The sequence below is a fragment of the Kitasatospora sp. NPDC032757 genome (assembly GCF_055579305.1).
This window is the reverse complement of record NZ_JBVINN010000001.1, coordinates 377,391-394,241: the sequence shown is the minus strand read 5'-3', so window position 1 is coordinate 394,241 and position 16,851 is coordinate 377,391. Positions and strand designations below refer to the sequence as shown.

The 16,851-nt window shown below is 73.6% G+C and carries 11 protein-coding genes; 5 read left to right on the top strand and 6 right to left on the bottom strand.

From position 1 onward, the window contains the following. Nucleotides 1–116: 116 nt before the first annotated feature. A complete protein-coding gene (locus ACZ5WK_RS01680; protein WP_465543883.1) occupies nt 117–1,802 on the bottom strand; it encodes a hypothetical protein in 1,686 nt (561 codons plus the stop codon). Nucleotides 1,803–2,399: 597 nt separating this feature from the next. Between ACZ5WK_RS01680 and ACZ5WK_RS01675 the strand changes: the two genes are divergently transcribed. Beyond that, the gene (locus ACZ5WK_RS01675) at nt 2,400–3,668 is read left to right on the top strand and encodes a C40 family peptidase (RefSeq protein WP_465543881.1); all 1,269 of its coding nucleotides are present in this window, start codon (nt 2,400–2,402) and stop codon (nt 3,666–3,668) included. A gap of 1,066 nt (nt 3,669–4,734) precedes the next feature. Here ACZ5WK_RS01675 and ACZ5WK_RS01670 read toward each other — a convergent pair. Further along, nucleotides 4,735–5,457: a hypothetical protein gene (locus ACZ5WK_RS01670; protein WP_465543879.1), complete on the bottom strand. Its 723-nt coding sequence runs from the start codon at nt 5,455–5,457 to the stop codon at nt 4,735–4,737. A gap of 90 nt (nt 5,458–5,547) precedes the next feature. Then, nucleotides 5,548–5,913, bottom strand: a complete 366-nt coding sequence (locus ACZ5WK_RS01665) for a hypothetical protein (protein ID WP_465543877.1) — start codon at nt 5,911–5,913, stop codon at nt 5,548–5,550. 350 nt (nt 5,914–6,263) lie between these two features. Here ACZ5WK_RS01665 and ACZ5WK_RS01660 point away from each other — a divergent pair, with 350 nt between their 5' ends. Further along, nucleotides 6,264–6,458, top strand: coding sequence for a hypothetical protein (locus ACZ5WK_RS01660; RefSeq protein ID WP_465543875.1), 195 nt, complete (start codon nt 6,264–6,266; stop codon nt 6,456–6,458). Between the two features lie 595 nt (nt 6,459–7,053). Here ACZ5WK_RS01660 and ACZ5WK_RS01655 read toward each other — a convergent pair. Continuing rightward, entirely contained in the window at nt 7,054–7,776 is a 723-nt protein-coding gene (locus ACZ5WK_RS01655) for a GNAT family N-acetyltransferase (protein WP_465543873.1), read from the bottom strand. A 408-nt stretch (nt 7,777–8,184) separates the two neighbouring features. Next, nucleotides 8,185–8,427 (bottom strand): Imm1 family immunity protein, encoded by a 243-nt coding sequence (locus ACZ5WK_RS01650; RefSeq protein WP_465543871.1) that lies wholly within the window; start codon nt 8,425–8,427, stop codon nt 8,185–8,187. A gap of 29 nt (nt 8,428–8,456) precedes the next feature. Here ACZ5WK_RS01650 and ACZ5WK_RS01645 point away from each other — a divergent pair, with 29 nt between their 5' ends. Together ACZ5WK_RS01645 and ACZ5WK_RS01640 are read left to right on the top strand one after the other, a co-directional pair. Then, nucleotides 8,457–8,987, top strand: a complete 531-nt coding sequence (locus ACZ5WK_RS01645) for a hypothetical protein (protein WP_465543869.1) — start codon at nt 8,457–8,459, stop codon at nt 8,985–8,987. Between the two features lie 142 nt (nt 8,988–9,129). Continuing rightward, on the top strand, nt 9,130–9,336 hold the full coding sequence (locus ACZ5WK_RS01640) for a hypothetical protein (protein ID WP_465544371.1): 207 nt from the start codon (nt 9,130–9,132) through the stop codon (nt 9,334–9,336). A gap of 110 nt (nt 9,337–9,446) precedes the next feature. Here ACZ5WK_RS01640 and ACZ5WK_RS01635 read toward each other — a convergent pair whose 3' ends face one another. Continuing rightward, nucleotides 9,447–10,649: an ArsB/NhaD family transporter gene (locus ACZ5WK_RS01635; RefSeq protein ID WP_465543867.1), complete on the bottom strand. Its 1,203-nt coding sequence runs from the start codon at nt 10,647–10,649 to the stop codon at nt 9,447–9,449. A 134-nt stretch (nt 10,650–10,783) separates the two neighbouring features. Between ACZ5WK_RS01635 and ACZ5WK_RS01630 the strand changes: the two genes are divergently transcribed. Then, the gene (locus ACZ5WK_RS01630) at nt 10,784–16,690 is read left to right on the top strand and encodes a WD40 domain-containing protein (RefSeq protein WP_465543866.1); all 5,907 of its coding nucleotides are present in this window, start codon (nt 10,784–10,786) and stop codon (nt 16,688–16,690) included. Nucleotides 16,691–16,851: the final 161 nt, after the last annotated feature.

Genomic DNA, 16,851 nt, shown 5'->3' with positions numbered 1-16,851 from the left:
ACCAACCCACACAAAACCCCACCGGGAAAGAGGGGGAGTGGGGGGGAGGCCCCCCCCCCCCCCCCCCCCCCCCCCCACCCCGGCAGTGTTCTGTTCAGCCTGCCCGACCTGCCCTGTTACATGGCGCGCTGCGCGCCCTTGGCAGAGGTCGTCTTCTTGGCGGTAGTCCTGTCCTTGCTGCCGGACTCGTCCTTCTTACCGTCCTTTTCCGGCGTCCGGGCCTTGTCCTTGCCGCCGTCCGGGCTCATCCTGTCCTTGCCACCCGGCTCGGCGCGCTTGTCCGCCCCCGTGCCGGGCTTGTCCTTCCCGGTCTTGCCGGCCGGCTCGCCGTGCTTGTCGGTACCGGCGGGGGCCTTGTCCTTGCCGTCCTTGGTCTCGGTCCCGGCGTGCTTGCCGTTCTTGTCCTCGGCCTTGCCCTTCTTGTCCTTCCCGGCGGCGTCGTGCTTCTCGGCGTCCTGGGCCTGCCGGCGGGCGGCCTCCTGCTTGACTTTGCGCTCCCACTCACGGTCGGCGGCGTCCGCCTTCGCCTGGGCCTTCACCTTGGCGTCCAGGGCCTTCTGATAGGCCTCCAGCTTCGGGCCGATGGCCGCCGAGGCGCCCTGGGTGAACCCCTTCGAGGTGTCGAAGCCGCGCTTGAGGTGGTCGATGGGGTCGGCGCCCTTCATCTGGTGGTAGTCGTCCAGGATCCGCCTGCGCAACGCAGGGTCCTTGTACGCCTTCTCCAGCAGCTCCTGGTGCTCCCGCTCGTAGTGCTCCTTGGTCGCCTGCTCGGCCAGGCCCGCGAGTACCGGCGCAAGGAGACCGGCTCCCCCGCCGCCGAGCCGCGGCATCCGGGCGCCGACCGGGAGCTTGCCGGTGACCGGTGGGGCGACGGTGGTCACCGTGGGCTGCCGGCCGACCCCGGTGGACGTCGTGGTCGGCGGCTTCACCGTCTTGGCGGCGCTGGTGGGAGTCCTGCCCGTGGTGATGGCCGGCTTGCCGGTGACCTGGGGCACGGGCCTGGCCGTCTTGCCGGCCTGTCCGTCGGGCTCCTGACGAGCTCCGGGCACGCGCTTGGCGTCGTGCAGCTTCTGCTTGGTGGCGGTCAGGCTCCTGTCGATCTCCTTGTACTTGGTCGTGCCCTTCTTCGCGTCCTTCAGGTTCTTCTCCAGCTGGGCCTTCTTCGTCTCCAGGGCCTGGACCGTCAGCTGCTCCTCGGGCGTGTTCGCCTTCACAGCCTTCGCGTGCCTGGCCTCCGCCGCGCGGTTGCGCGCCTCGGCCTCCTGCAACGCCTTCTTGGCCTTGTCCCGCTGCTTGCCGGCCAGGGGGCTCTGCTGCAGCTTCTCCTTCGCCGCGGCGAGCTTCTTCCTGCTGGCGTCGAGTTCCTTCTTCGAGCCCGCAAGGGAGGTCTTCCACGCCGCCTGGTAGTCGATGTAGCTCTGCCAGGCGAGCAGCGCGTCGCCGGGGACGGGGGTGGTGTTGTCCGTTCCCATCCGGGTCAGGGCGGACTTCATCACCGTTTGCAGGCCCAGCTTGGCACGGTAGTTGGGGTCGCTCTGGTCGAGGTCCTCGCCGACCGCGACGCGGATGCCCTCCCAGGCCCGCTGGGTCAGGCTCGGCTTGCCCGACGGATCCGGCTTGCCTGCGGGGCCGGGCTTGAGCGGGGCGGCAGAAGCGGTGCCGGCCGGAGCGGCCACGGCAGCACCCGCCGCGACGGCCACGGCCGCGGCCGACAGCACGGCCTTGCGCGACCAGCCCGCGGCCGGCCGGTTGATGGATTCCTTCGTCGAGACGGGGTGCACGGCACCCACGGGGTTGGTCACGAGCCTTCTCCTCGGTCAGGTGAGTACAGGGGGGCGGTGGCAAAAGCCTCGCCACCAGCCGCCGCGTCCGGCAACCGGATCCGCCGTCCCGGACTGTCCGGCCACGTCCGCCCAGGTCACACCCCGTCCGCCGCCACCCGCCCGCCGCCTCGGCGACGGCGACGGGGACGACAAGGCGGCGAAGCGCCGGACCGCCCGTCCAGGGGCGAGCTGTCGCGGCCAAGTCAGGCTGGTGAGGGTCCGGGAACCGCCAGGTGCAAGAACCACGACCCGAGACCGGCACCCCCCGAACCTGTACGCCGGACCGCGCCCTGCCACGGGCGCCGGCCGGAACGAGCCGATTCCCGGCTCAATGCCGCTCCCGCGAACCGGGTCGGCCGACTGGCTCGGCACAGCCGGTGGGCCGGATCACGAACCGCGGGGCGAACGCGAGGAGCCGCCGACGGCACTGGCCATCCGTCAGCCTGCCCGCTGCCGGCGCCGGACGAGTCCGGACGGTCCGGGACACCCCGGCCCCTGGCCGGACACCCCGCACACCCGGAAACCTTCCCGGCAAGGGCCGCACCCGCGGCCGGGCAGAAGCGGAAGGAGCCCGTGATGACGCATCGAGGCCTGATGGAGAGTCCCATCCGAAGTGCGGAGGAGGAGGGGGCCGACATCGCGGAGCGACTGTGGTGGGAGCAGCGGTTCGGCGGCGCGGCCCACCTCGTGTCGCGGGGGCACCTGGTGGCGGGGATGCCGGGCGGGATGGCGGCGGGTCAGTTCCCGGTGCCGGATGCGAGTGTGCGCCTCGGCACGCTGCGGGGCGAGGGGGTGGCGCCGAGCCGGCCGAGGGCCCGGGCGTCAACGGCGCCCCCGCCCAGGGGCGGCGGCCCGGCCGGTGCCGGTCCGGCACCGGTGGAGTTGCCACCGGTGCGGCGCCTTCCCTCCCCACGCGGCGACGTCCCGCAGCGACGGGGGGTGCGGTGGTGGGCGGTGCCGGCCGTACTCGCCGTGATCTGCGCGGGCATGGCCGGCACCGCCGATGTCCTTCGGGAGGCCCCGAGGACCCGCGCCGTCGCGCAGGCTCCGGCCGCCGCCACGCCCGCCCCCACGCTGCCGGCCGGCCCGGCGCCCACCGCTTCGCCGTCCGCTCCCCAGCCGCCCGCGGCCGGGACGCCGGCCCCGGTCGCGCCCGGCGAGCCCGACCCCACGGCCGCCTCTCCTGCCTCGACGCCCACCGAGACCGAGGAGGTGGTCCTGCGGTGGGGCGACACCCTGTGGCGGCTCGCCCAGCGCCACGGCACGACCGTCGAGGCCCTCCAAGAGCTCAACGGCCTCGGCGACTCCACCCTCATCTACGCCGGCGCCACCCTGCGCGTTCCCGCCACCCCCGGCAGCGAGAACGACGCCGCCGAGGCCGAGCAGCCCGAGGCGGGCAAGAAGGCCGGCCCGCCCCCGCAGCCCAGCCCCGCTCCGCCCCTCGGCGGCTCAAAGGACACCCCCGCCCCCGACATCGCCGCCCCCGCAGACGGCCCGGGCGCCGAGAAGGCCCTCGCCTACGCCCGCGCCCAGCTCGGCAAGCCCTACGCGTGGGGCGCCACAGGCCCCGCCGCGTTCGACTGCTCCGGCCTGGTCATGCGCGCCTGGCAGGCCGCCGGCCTCACCCTGCCCCGCACCACCTGGGACATGCGCCACGCCGGCACCCCCACCACCCGCGCTGCCCTGGCCCCCGGCGACCTGGTGATCACCAACGGCGGCGCCCACGTCCAGCTGTACACCGGCAACGGCCACGTCATCCACGCCCCCGGCCGCGGCAAACCCGTCACCACCGCACCCCTGCCCGCACCCGACCACGTCACCGCCTACCGACACCCCACGACATGACCCGCCGGTGGTCGGCGGCGGGAGACTGGTCCTGCAGCCCGGCCAGGCACGGGCGCACCGAGCCGCAGCGGCTGGCAGGCATCGCGACGGTCGACGAGAACACCAGCGCCCCGGTCGATCGCCGGTCCACGGGACCGAGCCGACCGACCGGGGCGGTCCACCGGACGAACCGGCGGACCGCCCCGGCGGCCATGCAACCGCGGCCCCACCCAGCGCCCGCTCTCACCCGTGGTGCACACCGTCGTTGCAACCCGGCGCACTGTCCCAGCACGGGTCCTCCGACGCCGGGCCGGACGGCGACGCCCCGCCGGTGGAGAACCGGGTCGGCCAGCCACCCGCCGTGGACCGCGGCAACGTCGCCGGCGACGTCGCGGTCGGCAAGGGCGGTGGCGCGACCGCCGGCGGCGGCGACGTCCGTACCGGCGCCGGTGGCCACGCCGAGTCCGGTGACCAGGTGGTCCACGCCCGTGCTGCTCGAGGTCGGCCAGGCGGGCTGCGCGACCTTCCCCCCGATACGGCGGAGCCACCTGAGGGAATCACCGCCGAACTGTGGGCCATGCTGCGCCGCAAGGAACGTCATACCGAGGCGTTCTGGAAGGTCACGTTGGAGTGCGGGCACAGCACGGACGTTGTGGCATCAACCCTTGGTTGGAAGCCTGAACACGGGCCCCGGGTGGCGGACCCAGCTCGGGTGCGGGAGATGGCCGAGGAGTTCGACCAGGTATCGGCGGCCGACCCGGCGCTCCTCAATACCTTCGACGGTCAGCACACGCGCCGCATGATCGCGGCAGGCTGGCCGAGCCCCCGCCCAGAGCAGCGCTGCTTTACATGTGTCCACGCCCGCGTGATCATCGCTTACCAGGCCGTGGGTTGGCTCATCCCTCGTGGCATGGTGCCGGAACAATCCCCAGTAAGTCCGGCCCGACAGCCCCGACCACTGGAGCGCCACCCTCCACGTCGGCGGCTCCCCGTCCCCGAACACCTACACGGACGTCTGGGCCCTCTGCCTGACCACCCACCCGGCCCAGGGGGACTGACCCCTTCCTGCGCACAAGTCCGGCCCTCGTCAGGCCGGGTAGACGATCGAGCCCAGCGGCGGGCAGGGGATCAGCATGGTGCCGATGCCCGGACGTTCGACGAAGGCCCGGGCTGCGGCGGCCTGTTCGCGTCGGGTGTCCAGATCGTCGGCGTGCCAGGCGTCGTGCCTGGCACGGGTGTAGTCCCACGAGTCGTCGATGAGGCTGAGACTGACGTTGCCGGCGCTGCGCTGGAAATCCGCCTTCACGGCGGCCTGTCGCAGTGCGGTCTGCGTGGCGGCGAGGTCGAGGCGGGTGATCAGCACGCCGGGGGTGTTCGGCTCGCGGGTCGGCATGGGGGCGTGCGGGAACAGCGAGACCCCAGTGTCGAGGCGGCCGATGTTGTCCACGGTCGCCTGCTGGGCATCCCGCGCCATGATCTGTATCTCCCGGTGCAGCCAGAGGAACTCGTCGAGGTCGGCCGGGGTGACGCGCATCCGCTCGTACAGGGCCCGGAAGCGGGGGTCGCGGTGCAGCGGGCGCACGAGGGGCATGTGGAAGGCCACGCAGTCGTTGAACCCGTTCGCCACGGCGGCGTCGAAGTGGAAGAGGCCCCGGTCCACCTGCCCCTGTGCGATGGCCAGGCCCCCGAGGCCCGAGTGCCCCGATGCGACGAGCCACCTGCCGTCGGGGCCGAGCGCTGTGGCGCGCGCGACGACGTCGTGGAGGCCGGCGACGACGTCGACGCCCCGTGGGGTAGGGCCATTGGTCATGACCGCTACCAGAAGATCGTGCACGCGGGCGGTCAGTGAGGTGACGCTGTCGGCCATGGATCTCCTCGGTGGTGGTGAGGGGGCAGGTACTCAGGCTTGGGTCAGCCAGCCTTCTTCAAGACCGTCGAGGACGAACCCGTTGTCGAAGCGCACCCGGTAGGTCGTCCGAGCGCTGGCTCCGGCGTCGAACGCTCCCAGCCGGGCGACGTTCTGGCGGAGGTCGTCGATCAGGCTCGCCGCGAACGCGTCGAACCGGTGGCCGCGAACTTGCTGATCGAAGCTCGCGAGGTGGTCCTGGCCGGCACGGCCGACTTCCGTGGTTGAGCCCATGACCGTTCCCGCCAGCCCCTCGGCGAGGAACAGCGGGCCGGGAACGCCACCCCTGGTCGCGGTGTCACCTGTGGTGACCTGCGCATCCCTGGTCAGCCTGACCCTCGTGCCGGCCTCGTACGGCATGGGCGCTCCCCCTCGTTCGATCTTGGGTTCGCAAGCGTAGTCGAATTGCCTTGGGGAGAAACGGTGTTCGGCAAGACTCGAGAGCTTCGTGATCAGCTGTCCGCGTTCGTTGATCGTGATCAGGCGTGGTGTGTCTGAGCTGGGGTTATCGGATGGGTCGCCGGTGTCTGTCCGTGGGGTTCTTGGGGTGATGGCGGTGCTGCGGGCGTTCTGACCTGGTGTTGGTCAGTTGTGTTGAGAAGCCGTTGTCGTACCGCACTTGATCGGCGGGTTTCCGCAGTTCAGGCATGATGCCGGCATGGCGAGGCATGCTCAGGCCGTTGGGTTGTCTCGTTGGTGGAGGTGCCGGGATGGCGTCGGTGGTGGGTCTCCCGGAGGAGCGGGAGCTGGCCGCGCGTGAGCGCGTGGAGGAGCTTCGGGAGGTGGCGGACCGGGTACTCGCTGAGCTCGCCGAAGCGGAGACGGCCTGGCACGAGTGGCTGATCGCCGGGCAGCGCGTTGGCGAGGCCTCCTGGTGCGCTCCGGCTTCGACAACCATGAGCTGAACCGGAGGCCCTGCCTTCAAGCGCGCACAAGCGAGAGATCACCCGACAGAGTCGCCACACTCGAACCGATGTCCACCATGATCGGTACGACAACGGCTTCTAATCGCCTTTGGCCCGGTTGGCGGCGTCAGGCTGTGGCTCGTTCTTGATCGCGGCCGCGTCGGGAGGCCGGGTTGTTGTCGCGGGTGGAGTTGTTCGAGTGCCTCCGCCGGGCCTGGCGTTTGGAGAAGCTGCCGGTCCGGGAGTCGGCTCGGAAGTACGGAGTGCACCGCCGGACGGTGCGCCAGGCTTTGGAGAGCGCGTTGCCGCCTGAGCGGAAGGCGCCTGCGAAGCGCCGATCCGTGCTGGATCCGGCCAAGTGCCGGATCGACGAGATGCTGCGGGCGGACCTGACCGCGCCGCCGAAACAGCGGCACTCCAACCGCCGAATCCTGGCCCGGCTGCGAAACGAGTACGGGTTCACCGGCGCGTCCTACACGACGCTGTCGGACTACCTGCAAAACGGCGGCCGGAGATCCGGGCGGAGGCATCGGAGAGCCGCCTCGCTCAGGAGGGCATGGCCCCGGCGCCATCCGGCCCGGCTCCGACCCGCCTTCTATGCGAGCTCCACGCTGAGCTGGGCGCCCAGCTCGCGGAAACCCAGCGCGAGCGCGACCCGCCGGGATGCGGGCACCCGGGCCCGCCACTGCGGGAGCAAGCCGGCCGCCAACGCGTGCGCCACCGCCCCGGAGCCCGTCGCCTGGGCAAGGCCCCGCCCCCGCCATGCAGGGGCGGTCAGCACACTGACGTGGGCGGTCCGGCTCGGCCAGGCCCGATATCCGGCAGCGGCGACGACCTCGCCACCCGCACGGATCACGAACGCGGGTGAGGTGATCTCGCCCAGCACGGCCTCGTCCGAATCAGCGGCACCCGCCAGGTTCTCCAGCTTTCGCAGATCTGGATGAGCTCCCGGCACCTGTTCCACCGTCAGCCTGCGTGTCACCACCGGCCGGAACCCGTCGTCGGACACATATGCCAGCGCCGCCGGGCCGAGGACCCGGGCCACCGGCAGCACCCCACGGACCGAATGAGCGCCGGCGAGGGCCGCCACCGGAAGGTTGGCCAACGCGTCGCGCACCGTCTCGGCGGTGTCCTCGCTGGGCGCGGTCACGATCGCCGAATTGCCCAGCACCACCATGCCCACCCAACCCGAGGGGCACATCCTCGACTCGGGAGACGCCACCACGCTCACACCTCCCGTCGGCGCGAACGACACAGGCACCGAAGCGAGTTCCTCCCACAGCCCACGGGCTCTGGCCAGCAAGGGATCTATAGACATGGACCGATCCTGCCAGCCCGAGTGTCCGACGGACCTGCGGAATAAAGCCGACGCAAGAACGCCCGCCCAGACGCATCCTGTCGGGGGCGCGATCGGGGCGGGCGCTGCACACCACACGCTACGGCCCCGCCAACGCGTTCCGTCACACCGCCACTCCAATGCACGGCAAGCCGTGAAACCTCACCCAATCGAGGGAGTGGGGCCAGACGAATCCGGAACTCCCCGCCCCTGCCTTACCTCGTCACCCGTTCAGAGTCCGGATGGGGCCAACGGAACCCGGAACGGTGGGGCCGAAAGAACCCGTGAAAAACAGTGAAGTGCTCTAGGCCAGGTCAGAGGCACCATGAAGGGCCGGCCTGGTGCCCCACCGAAGCCGGGTGGGGCACCAGGCCTTTGGGCTACCTCCGGTTAATCATCGGGAAATTGGTCTTTCCGCGTCACACAAGTTGGCCGCTTCCCACTTGACATCAAGAATTCCTTGACGGCCTTGCACAGGAGATTGATGGAGATTTCGCTCTGATCAGGAAATCTAAGGGCTGTCCCGTAACTGACTTCCGAGATCGCCGCCCGGGTTCTGCCGACGGTCGGCCTCCAGGACGATCGAGGGGTGGCTCTCGTGGGGGATCGTGATCGTGCGCGTGGGCGATGCACTGCCGTCGGGGTTTGGCGAGGGTGGGGTCATGCCGATCACACGTCTCGCCCTCCCGCTCGGTGACACCGAGCGTCCCGTCCCCGTCTGGGCTCTCCGACTCGCCAAAGCCCTCCCGTTCGTCGTGCTGCCGCACTGCCTGTGGCGGCTGCCGTTCGCCGCCGACTTCCGGATGGGAATGGTCGACCCGGCGGCGCCAGCTGCTCCTTGGTGGACGCCGTTCTACGTCGTCGGGCTCAGTCTGCTCACCGAGGCGCTGGCGCTGCTAACCACCGGCCTGGTCAGCGGGTGGGGCGAGGTGGTACCGCGCTGGGTGCCGTTCCTCGGCGGCCGGCGGGTGGCTCCGTTCGCCGCGGTGGTCCCAGCGACCTTGGGCGGCCTGGCCCTGGTGGCGATGTTCGACCTCTACCCGCTCGCCTGGGCGGGCGTCCTGCCCGACGGCGGGTTCAGCAACGGATGGTGGATGGCCCTGGCCCGGGTGTGCATCACGCCGGCGATGCTGTGGGGGCCGATCGTGCTGGCCCTGGCCTGGGCCTACTACCGACGCCGCCGACCCGCCTGATGGGTTCGCCGGTCCAGACCGGCCGAGCCCGGATGGCTCCGTTCACGCGAGCCGGCGCAGGGTTGGACAGCATGATTCGCCGCGCGGCACAGTGGCCACGGTCGCCCGGCTCCCGGCATAGGAGGGGTGAGATGATCTTGCGGTGGCTGGTGTGATCACGGCGTCGGAGCCGTCCTGGATAGCCCCGTTCACCGGGCTGAGTCCGCGCGACCCCTTCAGCGACGACTACCACGTGCGCTTCGGGCGCGACCTGATGATCCCGGCCGCCGCCGTCACCACCCTGCTGCGCGCTATCGCCGCCGGCTGGACCTCCTGCCCGTGCGACGAACCCGCCCACCGAGGGCGGTAGGAATCCGCCAGGTATGGCACCGGGACGCCCGGTGCCGGTGCACTGAGGTACATGCCGAGCAGTACTCCGACCAGGATGAGGGCGGCGGCGCGGGCCCGCGCCGGCGCCGGCTACGCCGTGAGCGCGAGTGCCGCCGTGGCCAGCAGCACGCCGCCCACCGCCAGCACCGCGCTCGTCCCGGCCACGCCCCGCAGCGGCACCCGCAGGCCTGCCGAGCGGCACCGCTCGTACCAGAGCAGGGTGGCCAGCGAGGCCCACGGTGTGACCAGCGGGCCGATGTTGGTGCCGATCAGCAGGGAGAGCAGCTGCTGGTGGTTGGCGACCGGCACCGCGGCCTCCCCGGCCAGGTAGACGGGCAGGTTGTTGAGCAGGTTGGACAGGCCCGCGCCGACCGCCGAGGCACGGAACATCCCGAGCACCCCGCCGTCCGTCCCCACCGCCGCGTCCAGCACCCGGTGCAGCCCGTGCGCGTCGACCGTCTGCACCACCAGGAACATCCCCGGCACCATCACCAGCAGCCGCCACGGCACCAGCGAGGCCCGCAGCGCCTCCGGCCGCCGGACGGCGAAGGCGGCCACCGCCACCAGGGCGGCCGCGCCCGAGGCCACCCAGAGCGGCAGGCCGGTCAGCAGCGTCGCCAGCAGGAACCCGGCGCAGGCCAGCCCGCAGACCCGGAACAGCACCCGGTCGCCCGGCCGGTGGGCGGGCGGCGGCGTGTAGTCGGCGGCGCCCCGGCGGCCGCGCCGCCAGTAGAAGCCCCAGAGGCAGGCCATCGTCGCCAGCAGGGCGGCCAGCTGCGGCGCCCACATCACCCGGGCCAGCCCGGCGGGGGAGAGCGCGACCCGCTCGGCGGCCAGCAGATTGGTCAGGTTGGACACCGGCAGCAGCAGGCTCGCGGTGTTGGCCAGCCAGACCGTGGTCATAGCCAGCGGCAGCGGCGCGATGCCCACCCGCGAGGCGAGGGCCAGCATCACCGGGGTGAGCAGGACGGCGGTGGTGTCCAGGTTGAGGGTCATCGTGGTGACCGCGGCGAAGGCCACGCAGAGCAGGAACAGCGCGGCGTAACTGCCCCGACCGGCCCGCGCCACGCCGGCCGCGACCACGTCGAACACCTCTGCGGAGCTGGTGAGTTCGGCCAGCACGATGACCGTGCCGAGGAAGACGAGCAGCGGTGCGACCCGGGAGACCGCCGCGCTCGCCGACGCCGCCGGGAGCAGACCGGTGACGAGGGAGAGCAACCCGCAGGCGAGCAGCGCCGCGGCCACCCAGTCCAGGGGGTGGAGACGTCTGACAGTGGGCCAGTAGGCAAGCACGCCCGCCAGGGTCGCACACGGTTGTTCTCACGTCGAGACCGGGGCGGAGCCGGGCCACCGGCCGGGGTGGAGCGGTACGAACGACCGGGCCGAACCGGGTTTACCGGCCCCCGATCGGTCATAAGCTCTCCCCCATGGGGGCTATGGACGCGACCCCGGGTGGCCCCGGGCCGATCGACTTCTTCATCAGCTACTCGCCGGCGGACGAGCGGTGGGCGGCCTGGATCGCCTGGACGCTGGAGGAGGCCGGCTACAGAGCCTTCCTCCAGGCCTGGGACTTCGTCCCCGGGACCAACTTCGTCGACTTCATGGACCGCGGCGTCACCGAGTCCGCCGCCACCATCGCCCTGCTCTCCCGCAACTACGAGCGCTCCCGGTACGGGCGGATGGAGTGGCAGGCCGCCCTGCGCTCCGACCCGGACGCACCCGAACGCCGGCTGCTGACCGTCCGGATCGAGGACATCCCGGTGGACGGCCTGCTCGCCACCCTCACCTACATCGACCTGGCGGGCGTCGCCGAGCCCGCACGGGCCCGGCAGCTGCTGCTCGCCCGGGTCGGCCAGGCCATGGAGGGCCGGGCCCGGCCCGACCTGCGGCCCGGCTACCCGGGCGGCTCCACCGGGGCGCCCGCCGTCCCGGGGCAGGCGCAGTCGCAGGTGCCCGCGCCCCGGCCGGTCGGCGGCACCGGCTGGGCCGGCCGGCGCAGGCCCTCCGCCCCGCCCGAGTACCCGTCGGCCGGTGGCCGCGAGGGTGGCCCCGAGGGCGTGTCGGTGCTGCACCTGGCGGGCCCGTCCTTCGGCCGCGGCAGCGACCCGGTCGACCTCCAGGCCGCCATCTGGGGCGACCTCGTGGAGCTGGCCGACGCCGGTGCCCCCGCTCCCGAACTGGTCGTCGTCACCGGCGACCTGACCGCCTCCGGCAGCCCCCGCGAGTGCGAGCAGGCGCTCGCCTTCCTCACCGGGATCCGCTCGCTGCTCGGCCTGGAACCGCACCGGGTGGCCATCGTGCCCGGCGGGCAGGACGTCAGCCAGGCCGCGTCGCGCGCCTACTTCAGCACCTGCGAGGCCGACGAACTGCGGCCGACCCCGCCGTACTGGCCCAAGTGGCGCCACTACGCCCGGCTGTTCCAGGAGTTCTACCAGGGCCTGGACGTCGTCTTCGACAGCGCCCAGCCGTGGACGCTCTTCCCCGTGCCCGAGCTCGGCACCGTCGTCGCCGGCCTCAACTCCTCGATGGCGTACAGCCACCGCGCCGACGACCGGTACGGCTGGCTCGGCCCCGAACAGGCCGCCTGGTTCGCCCAGGCGCTGCGCCCGTACGAGAACGACGGCTGGCTGCGGATCGGCGCGCTGCGCCACCCGGTCACCGCCCGGCCCGCCGGCGCCCGGTCGGCCCGGGCCGGCCAGGACGCCGAACCGCTGCGCGACCTCGACCGGTTCACCCGGCTCACCGCGCCCCGGCTGCACCTGCTGCTGCACGGCCCGGCCGACTCCCGGCCGGCGGTCCGGACGCTCTCCACCGGTACCGGCGAGGTGAGCGTCGCCGGCGCCGACGGCCCCGGCACCCACCAGCTGCTCCGGCTCACCCGCGACGGCCTCACCCGCTGGCCCGCCCCGGGCGCCGAACTCCAGCGGACGCCCGCCTCCTGGCGCCGGGCCCACCGTGCCTTCCCGCCGCCGCCGGACACGGCCGAACCGCCCGCCCCGCCGGCGCCGCCGGCCGCCGCCCCGCCGCCCGCCGAACCCGAACGGGAGGCCCGGGAGCTGGCCTCCCCGGCCGACACCCTGCTCGCCCGGGTCGCCGAGGTCTGCCGGACCCGCCACGAGGGCGCCCAGATCCGCACCGTCGCCGGCGCCCCGCCCCAACTCTTCGTCACCTGGACGGAATCGGGCTTCGTCCGCCAACAGCGCGTCGCCGTCTGCGTCTCCACCCCCACCGCCGAGGACGTCGACCGCTTCGTCGACGCCGTGCACGCCGCCGGCACCGCCCCCGACGCCGAACTCGTCCACGACGGCCCGCCGCCCCCGCGCGAGCTGCGCGACCGGGCCCGCCGGCGCGGCGTGCGGCTGCGCAGCTTCATCGAGTTCCAGGGCCTGCTCGACCTGAGCGGTTACGTCGCCGCCCAGAGCGAGCGGCTCAGCACCGACGGCCAGTACCAGCCCGGCCTCTACCTCCCGCAGCGCTACCGCGACGCCGAACGCCCCGGCGGCGCCGAACGCGAGGGCCTGGTGGACGAGATGCTCCGGCTGCTGGAGTCCGACCACGGCCGGTTCCTGCTGCTGCTCGGCGACTTCGGCCACGGCAAGACCTTCGCCCTGCGCGAGCTCGCCCGCCGAATCCCCGCCGAACTCCCGCACCTGACACCGCTGTTCATCGAGCTCAGCGCGCTCGACAAGGCGCACTCCTTCGACGGTCTGGTGGCCGCCCACCTGACCGCGCACGGCATCGACACCATCGACCTGCGGGCCTTCCGCTACATGCTCCGCCAGGGCCGCATCGTCCTGCTCTTCGACGGCTTCGACGAACTCCTCAACCGGGTCAGCTACGAACGGGCCGCCGACCACCTCCAGGTGCTGCTCGACGCGGCCGTCGACAACGCCAAGATCGTGGTCAGCAGCCGCACCCAGCACTTCAGCTCCCAGGAGCAGGTGCTCACCGCGCTCGGCGAGCGGGTCGGCCTGCTCCCGCAGCGGCGGCTGCTCGCCGTCCAGGACTTCACCACCGCCCAGATCCGCGGCTACCTGGTCAACCGCTACGGCGACGAGACCGCCGCCGACCGCCGGATGCGGCTGCTGGAGGCCATCCCCGACCTCCTCGCCCTCTGCCGCAACCCCCGGCTGCTCAGCTTCGTCGCCGACCTCGACCACGACCGGCTGCGGGCCGTGGCCGGCGCCGGCCGGGCACTCAGCGCCGCCGGCCTCTACCAGGAGGTCTTCACCGCCTGGCTGCGGTTCGAGGAGCAGCGCGGCCATGGCGGGCCGGGCGCCGCGCCCGGCCTCGGCCTCGACCAGCTCTGGGAGGCCGTCACCCTGCTCGCCCTGCGGCTCTGGGAGAGCGGCCGCAACGCCATGCCGTACGACGAACTGCTCGACATCGCCGGGGTGCTGGCCGACCTGGCGGGCACCGGGCTGCCCACCCCGCAGCTCGCCCACGCGGTCGGATCCGGCTCACTGCTGGTCCGCTCCGACGAGGGCATGTTCCAGTTCATCCACGGCTCGGTGGTCGAGTGGCTGGTCGCCCGCGCCGCCGCGGCCGGCCTCGGCGCGGGCGAGCCGGAGCTGCTCGCCCGGCGCCCGCTGAGCCGGCTAGCCGTCGAGTTCCTCTGCGACCTGGCCGACCACCAGGTCTGCCAGGAGTGGGCCCAGTCCGTCCTGGACGGCGCCGCGGACTCCGCCGGCTCCGAGGAGGCCGCGCGGTCCAACGCCGTCAAGGTGCTGGCCCGGCTCCGCGTCCCCGCCCACACCGACCTGCGCGGCGCCGCCCTGGCCGGAGAGGACCTCTCCCACCGGGACCTCTCCGGCGTCGACCTCGCCCGGGCCGACCTCACCGACGCCCGGCTGCTCGGCGCCAACCTCGCCGGCGCCTCACTGCGCGGCGCCCGCCTGGTCGGCGCCCGGCTCGACGCCGCCGACCTCACCGGCGCCGACCTGCGCGACGCCGACCTGCGCGGCGCCCGGCTCATCCGCACCGACCTGCGCGGCGCCCGCCTGCGCGGCAGCCGCTGGCAGCGCGCCGCCCTGATCTCCGCCGTCACCGACGCCCGGGTGCTCGCCGCCCCCGAACTGCGCGCCGCCGCGATCGCCCCCGGCCTCCCCGTCGAGGCCGGGTTCCGCCCCTCCGAGGTCGGCGTCCCCTACGGCTTCGACGTCCGCACCACCCGGCTGCCCGAGCCCGTCGCCTTCAGCGTCGACGGCCAGCTCCTCGCCGTCGGCAGCGACGACGGCTCCGTGCTGGTCTGCGACGCCGTCACCGGTGTCGCGCTGCGCACCCTCAAGGACCACATCGGCCGCGTCTACGCCGTCAAGTTCGCCGGCGACGTGCTGGCCACCGGCAGCGCCGACGGCACCGTCCGGCTCTGGGACCCGGTCTCCGGAGAGTGCCGCCACCGCCTCGACGTCCACCCCGGCGGCGTCTGGCCGGTCTCGCTCGGGGCCGGCGGCGCCCTGCTCGCCACCGGCGACGCCGAAGGCACCGTCACCCTCTGGGACACCGCCGCCGGCCGGCTGCTGCACAGCCTCCCCGGCCACGCCGCACCCGTGTACACGGCGGTGTTCAGCCCCGACGGCTCCCAGCTCGTCACCGGCGACCGCGCCGGCGCGGTCCGGCTCTGGTCCACCGGCAGCGGCCGGATGATCGCCGAACTCCCCGGCCACCGGGGAGCGGTGTACCGGGCCCGGTACAGCCCGGACGGCACGGTCCTGGCCACCGGCGACGGCGGCGTGGACGGCGAGCGCGGCGGCACCGTCCGGCTCTGGGACGTCCGCCGGCGCCGGCTCCTGCACACCCTCGAAGGCCACGGCGGCCGCGTCTACACGCTGGCCTTCCACCCCGACGGCGACCTGCTCGCCAGCGGCGACACCGAGGGCAGGGTCCAGCTCTGGAACCCGCTCGACGGGACGGCCGCGGGCCGGCTGGAAGGCTGCACCGGGGCGGTCTACCAGGTGGCCTTCGACGCCGACGGCACCCGGCTCGCGGCCGGTGACAGCGACGGCGTGGTCCGGGTCTGGCGGGTCGGCCCCGTGACCAGGAGCGGCAGCGGCAGCGGCGGCCGCGAGGTGACGCCGCTGCGCCGCCAGCCGCCCGAGCACCGGGGCTCGGTCTGGGTCTGCCGGTTCAGGCCGGCGGACCGTCCGGTCGCCGGTCCGGTCGGCGGGGCGGCCGGCGGACCGGCCGGTCCGGACGCGGAGGCACTGCTGGTGACCGGCGGCAACGACGGCGCCGTCCGGCTCTGGGAGCCCGGCTCCGGCCGCAGCCGGCTGCTGCTGCGCGGCCACGGCCGGCGGATCGGCTCGCTCTCCTTCAACGGCGACGGCACGCTCCTCGCGGCCGGCGGCAACGACGGTGTCGTCCGCCTCTGGGAGCCCGCCACCGGCCGCCGGGCCAGGGAGCTCGCCGCCCGCAGCAGCCGGCTGGTCTCCGCCCAGTTCAGCCCCGAAGGCCCGCTGATCGCCACCGCCAGCAACGACGGCGACCTCTACCTGTGGAACGCCCGCACCGGCGAGTACCTGCGCGAGATGGACGTCGAGACCGAACACGTCTGGGCCGAGGCGTTCAGCACCGACGGCGTCCTCGTCGCCACCGCCAACGACGACGACACCGTCCGCATCTGGTACCGCAGTACCGGCGCCCACGTCGCCACCCTGCGGGAACACCGCGGCAGGGTCCGCTCCATCGCCTTCAGCCCGGACGGTCGGCGGCTCGCCACCGGCTGCGACGACAGCCGGGTCCGGATCTGGGACATCGCGGCCGGCCGGATAGAGACCCAGCTCGAAGGCCACCACGACCGGGTCTACGCGGTGGCGTTCGCGGCCGACAGCGCCTGGCTGGCCAGCGCCTCCTGGGACGGCGACGCCCTGATCTGGGCCGACGGCACCGCCCGCCACCGGCTCGGCGGTCACGTCGGCCGGCTCTGGACCGCCGCCGTCCACCCCCGGCGCCCGCTGCTCGCCACCGCCGGCGACGACCGCGTCGTCCGGCTCTGGGACCCTCACACCGGCCGCGACGCCGGCCGGCTCCGCGGCCACACCGGCCGGATCCTGGCCGTCACCTTCAGCCCGGACGGCTCCCTGCTCGCCAGCGGCGGCGAGGACGGCACCGTCCGTCTCTGGAACGTCCCCGCCACCGGCCTGCCTACCCCCAGGGCCACCCTCCTCGGCGCCCCCGACGGCTGGGCGGCGCTGCTGCCCTCCGGCGCCTACAAGTACGAGGGCGACGTGGTCGGCGAGTTCTGGCACGCGGTCGGCATGTGCCGCTTCGAGCCGGGCGAGCTGGACACCCATCTCCCGGGCGTCCACCGGCTGCCGCCCGAGGCGGAGTTGTGAGGTGGCGGCGGAACACGACGACCCGGCCCGGGGGGGGGGGGGGTGGGGGGGGGGGGGGTGGGGGGGGGGGGGGGGGGGGGGGGGGGGGGGGGAGAGGAGGAGGGGGGGGGGGGGGGGGGGGCAGGATGGTGTGGCGGGGGGGTGGAGTCCTCTCCAACGGG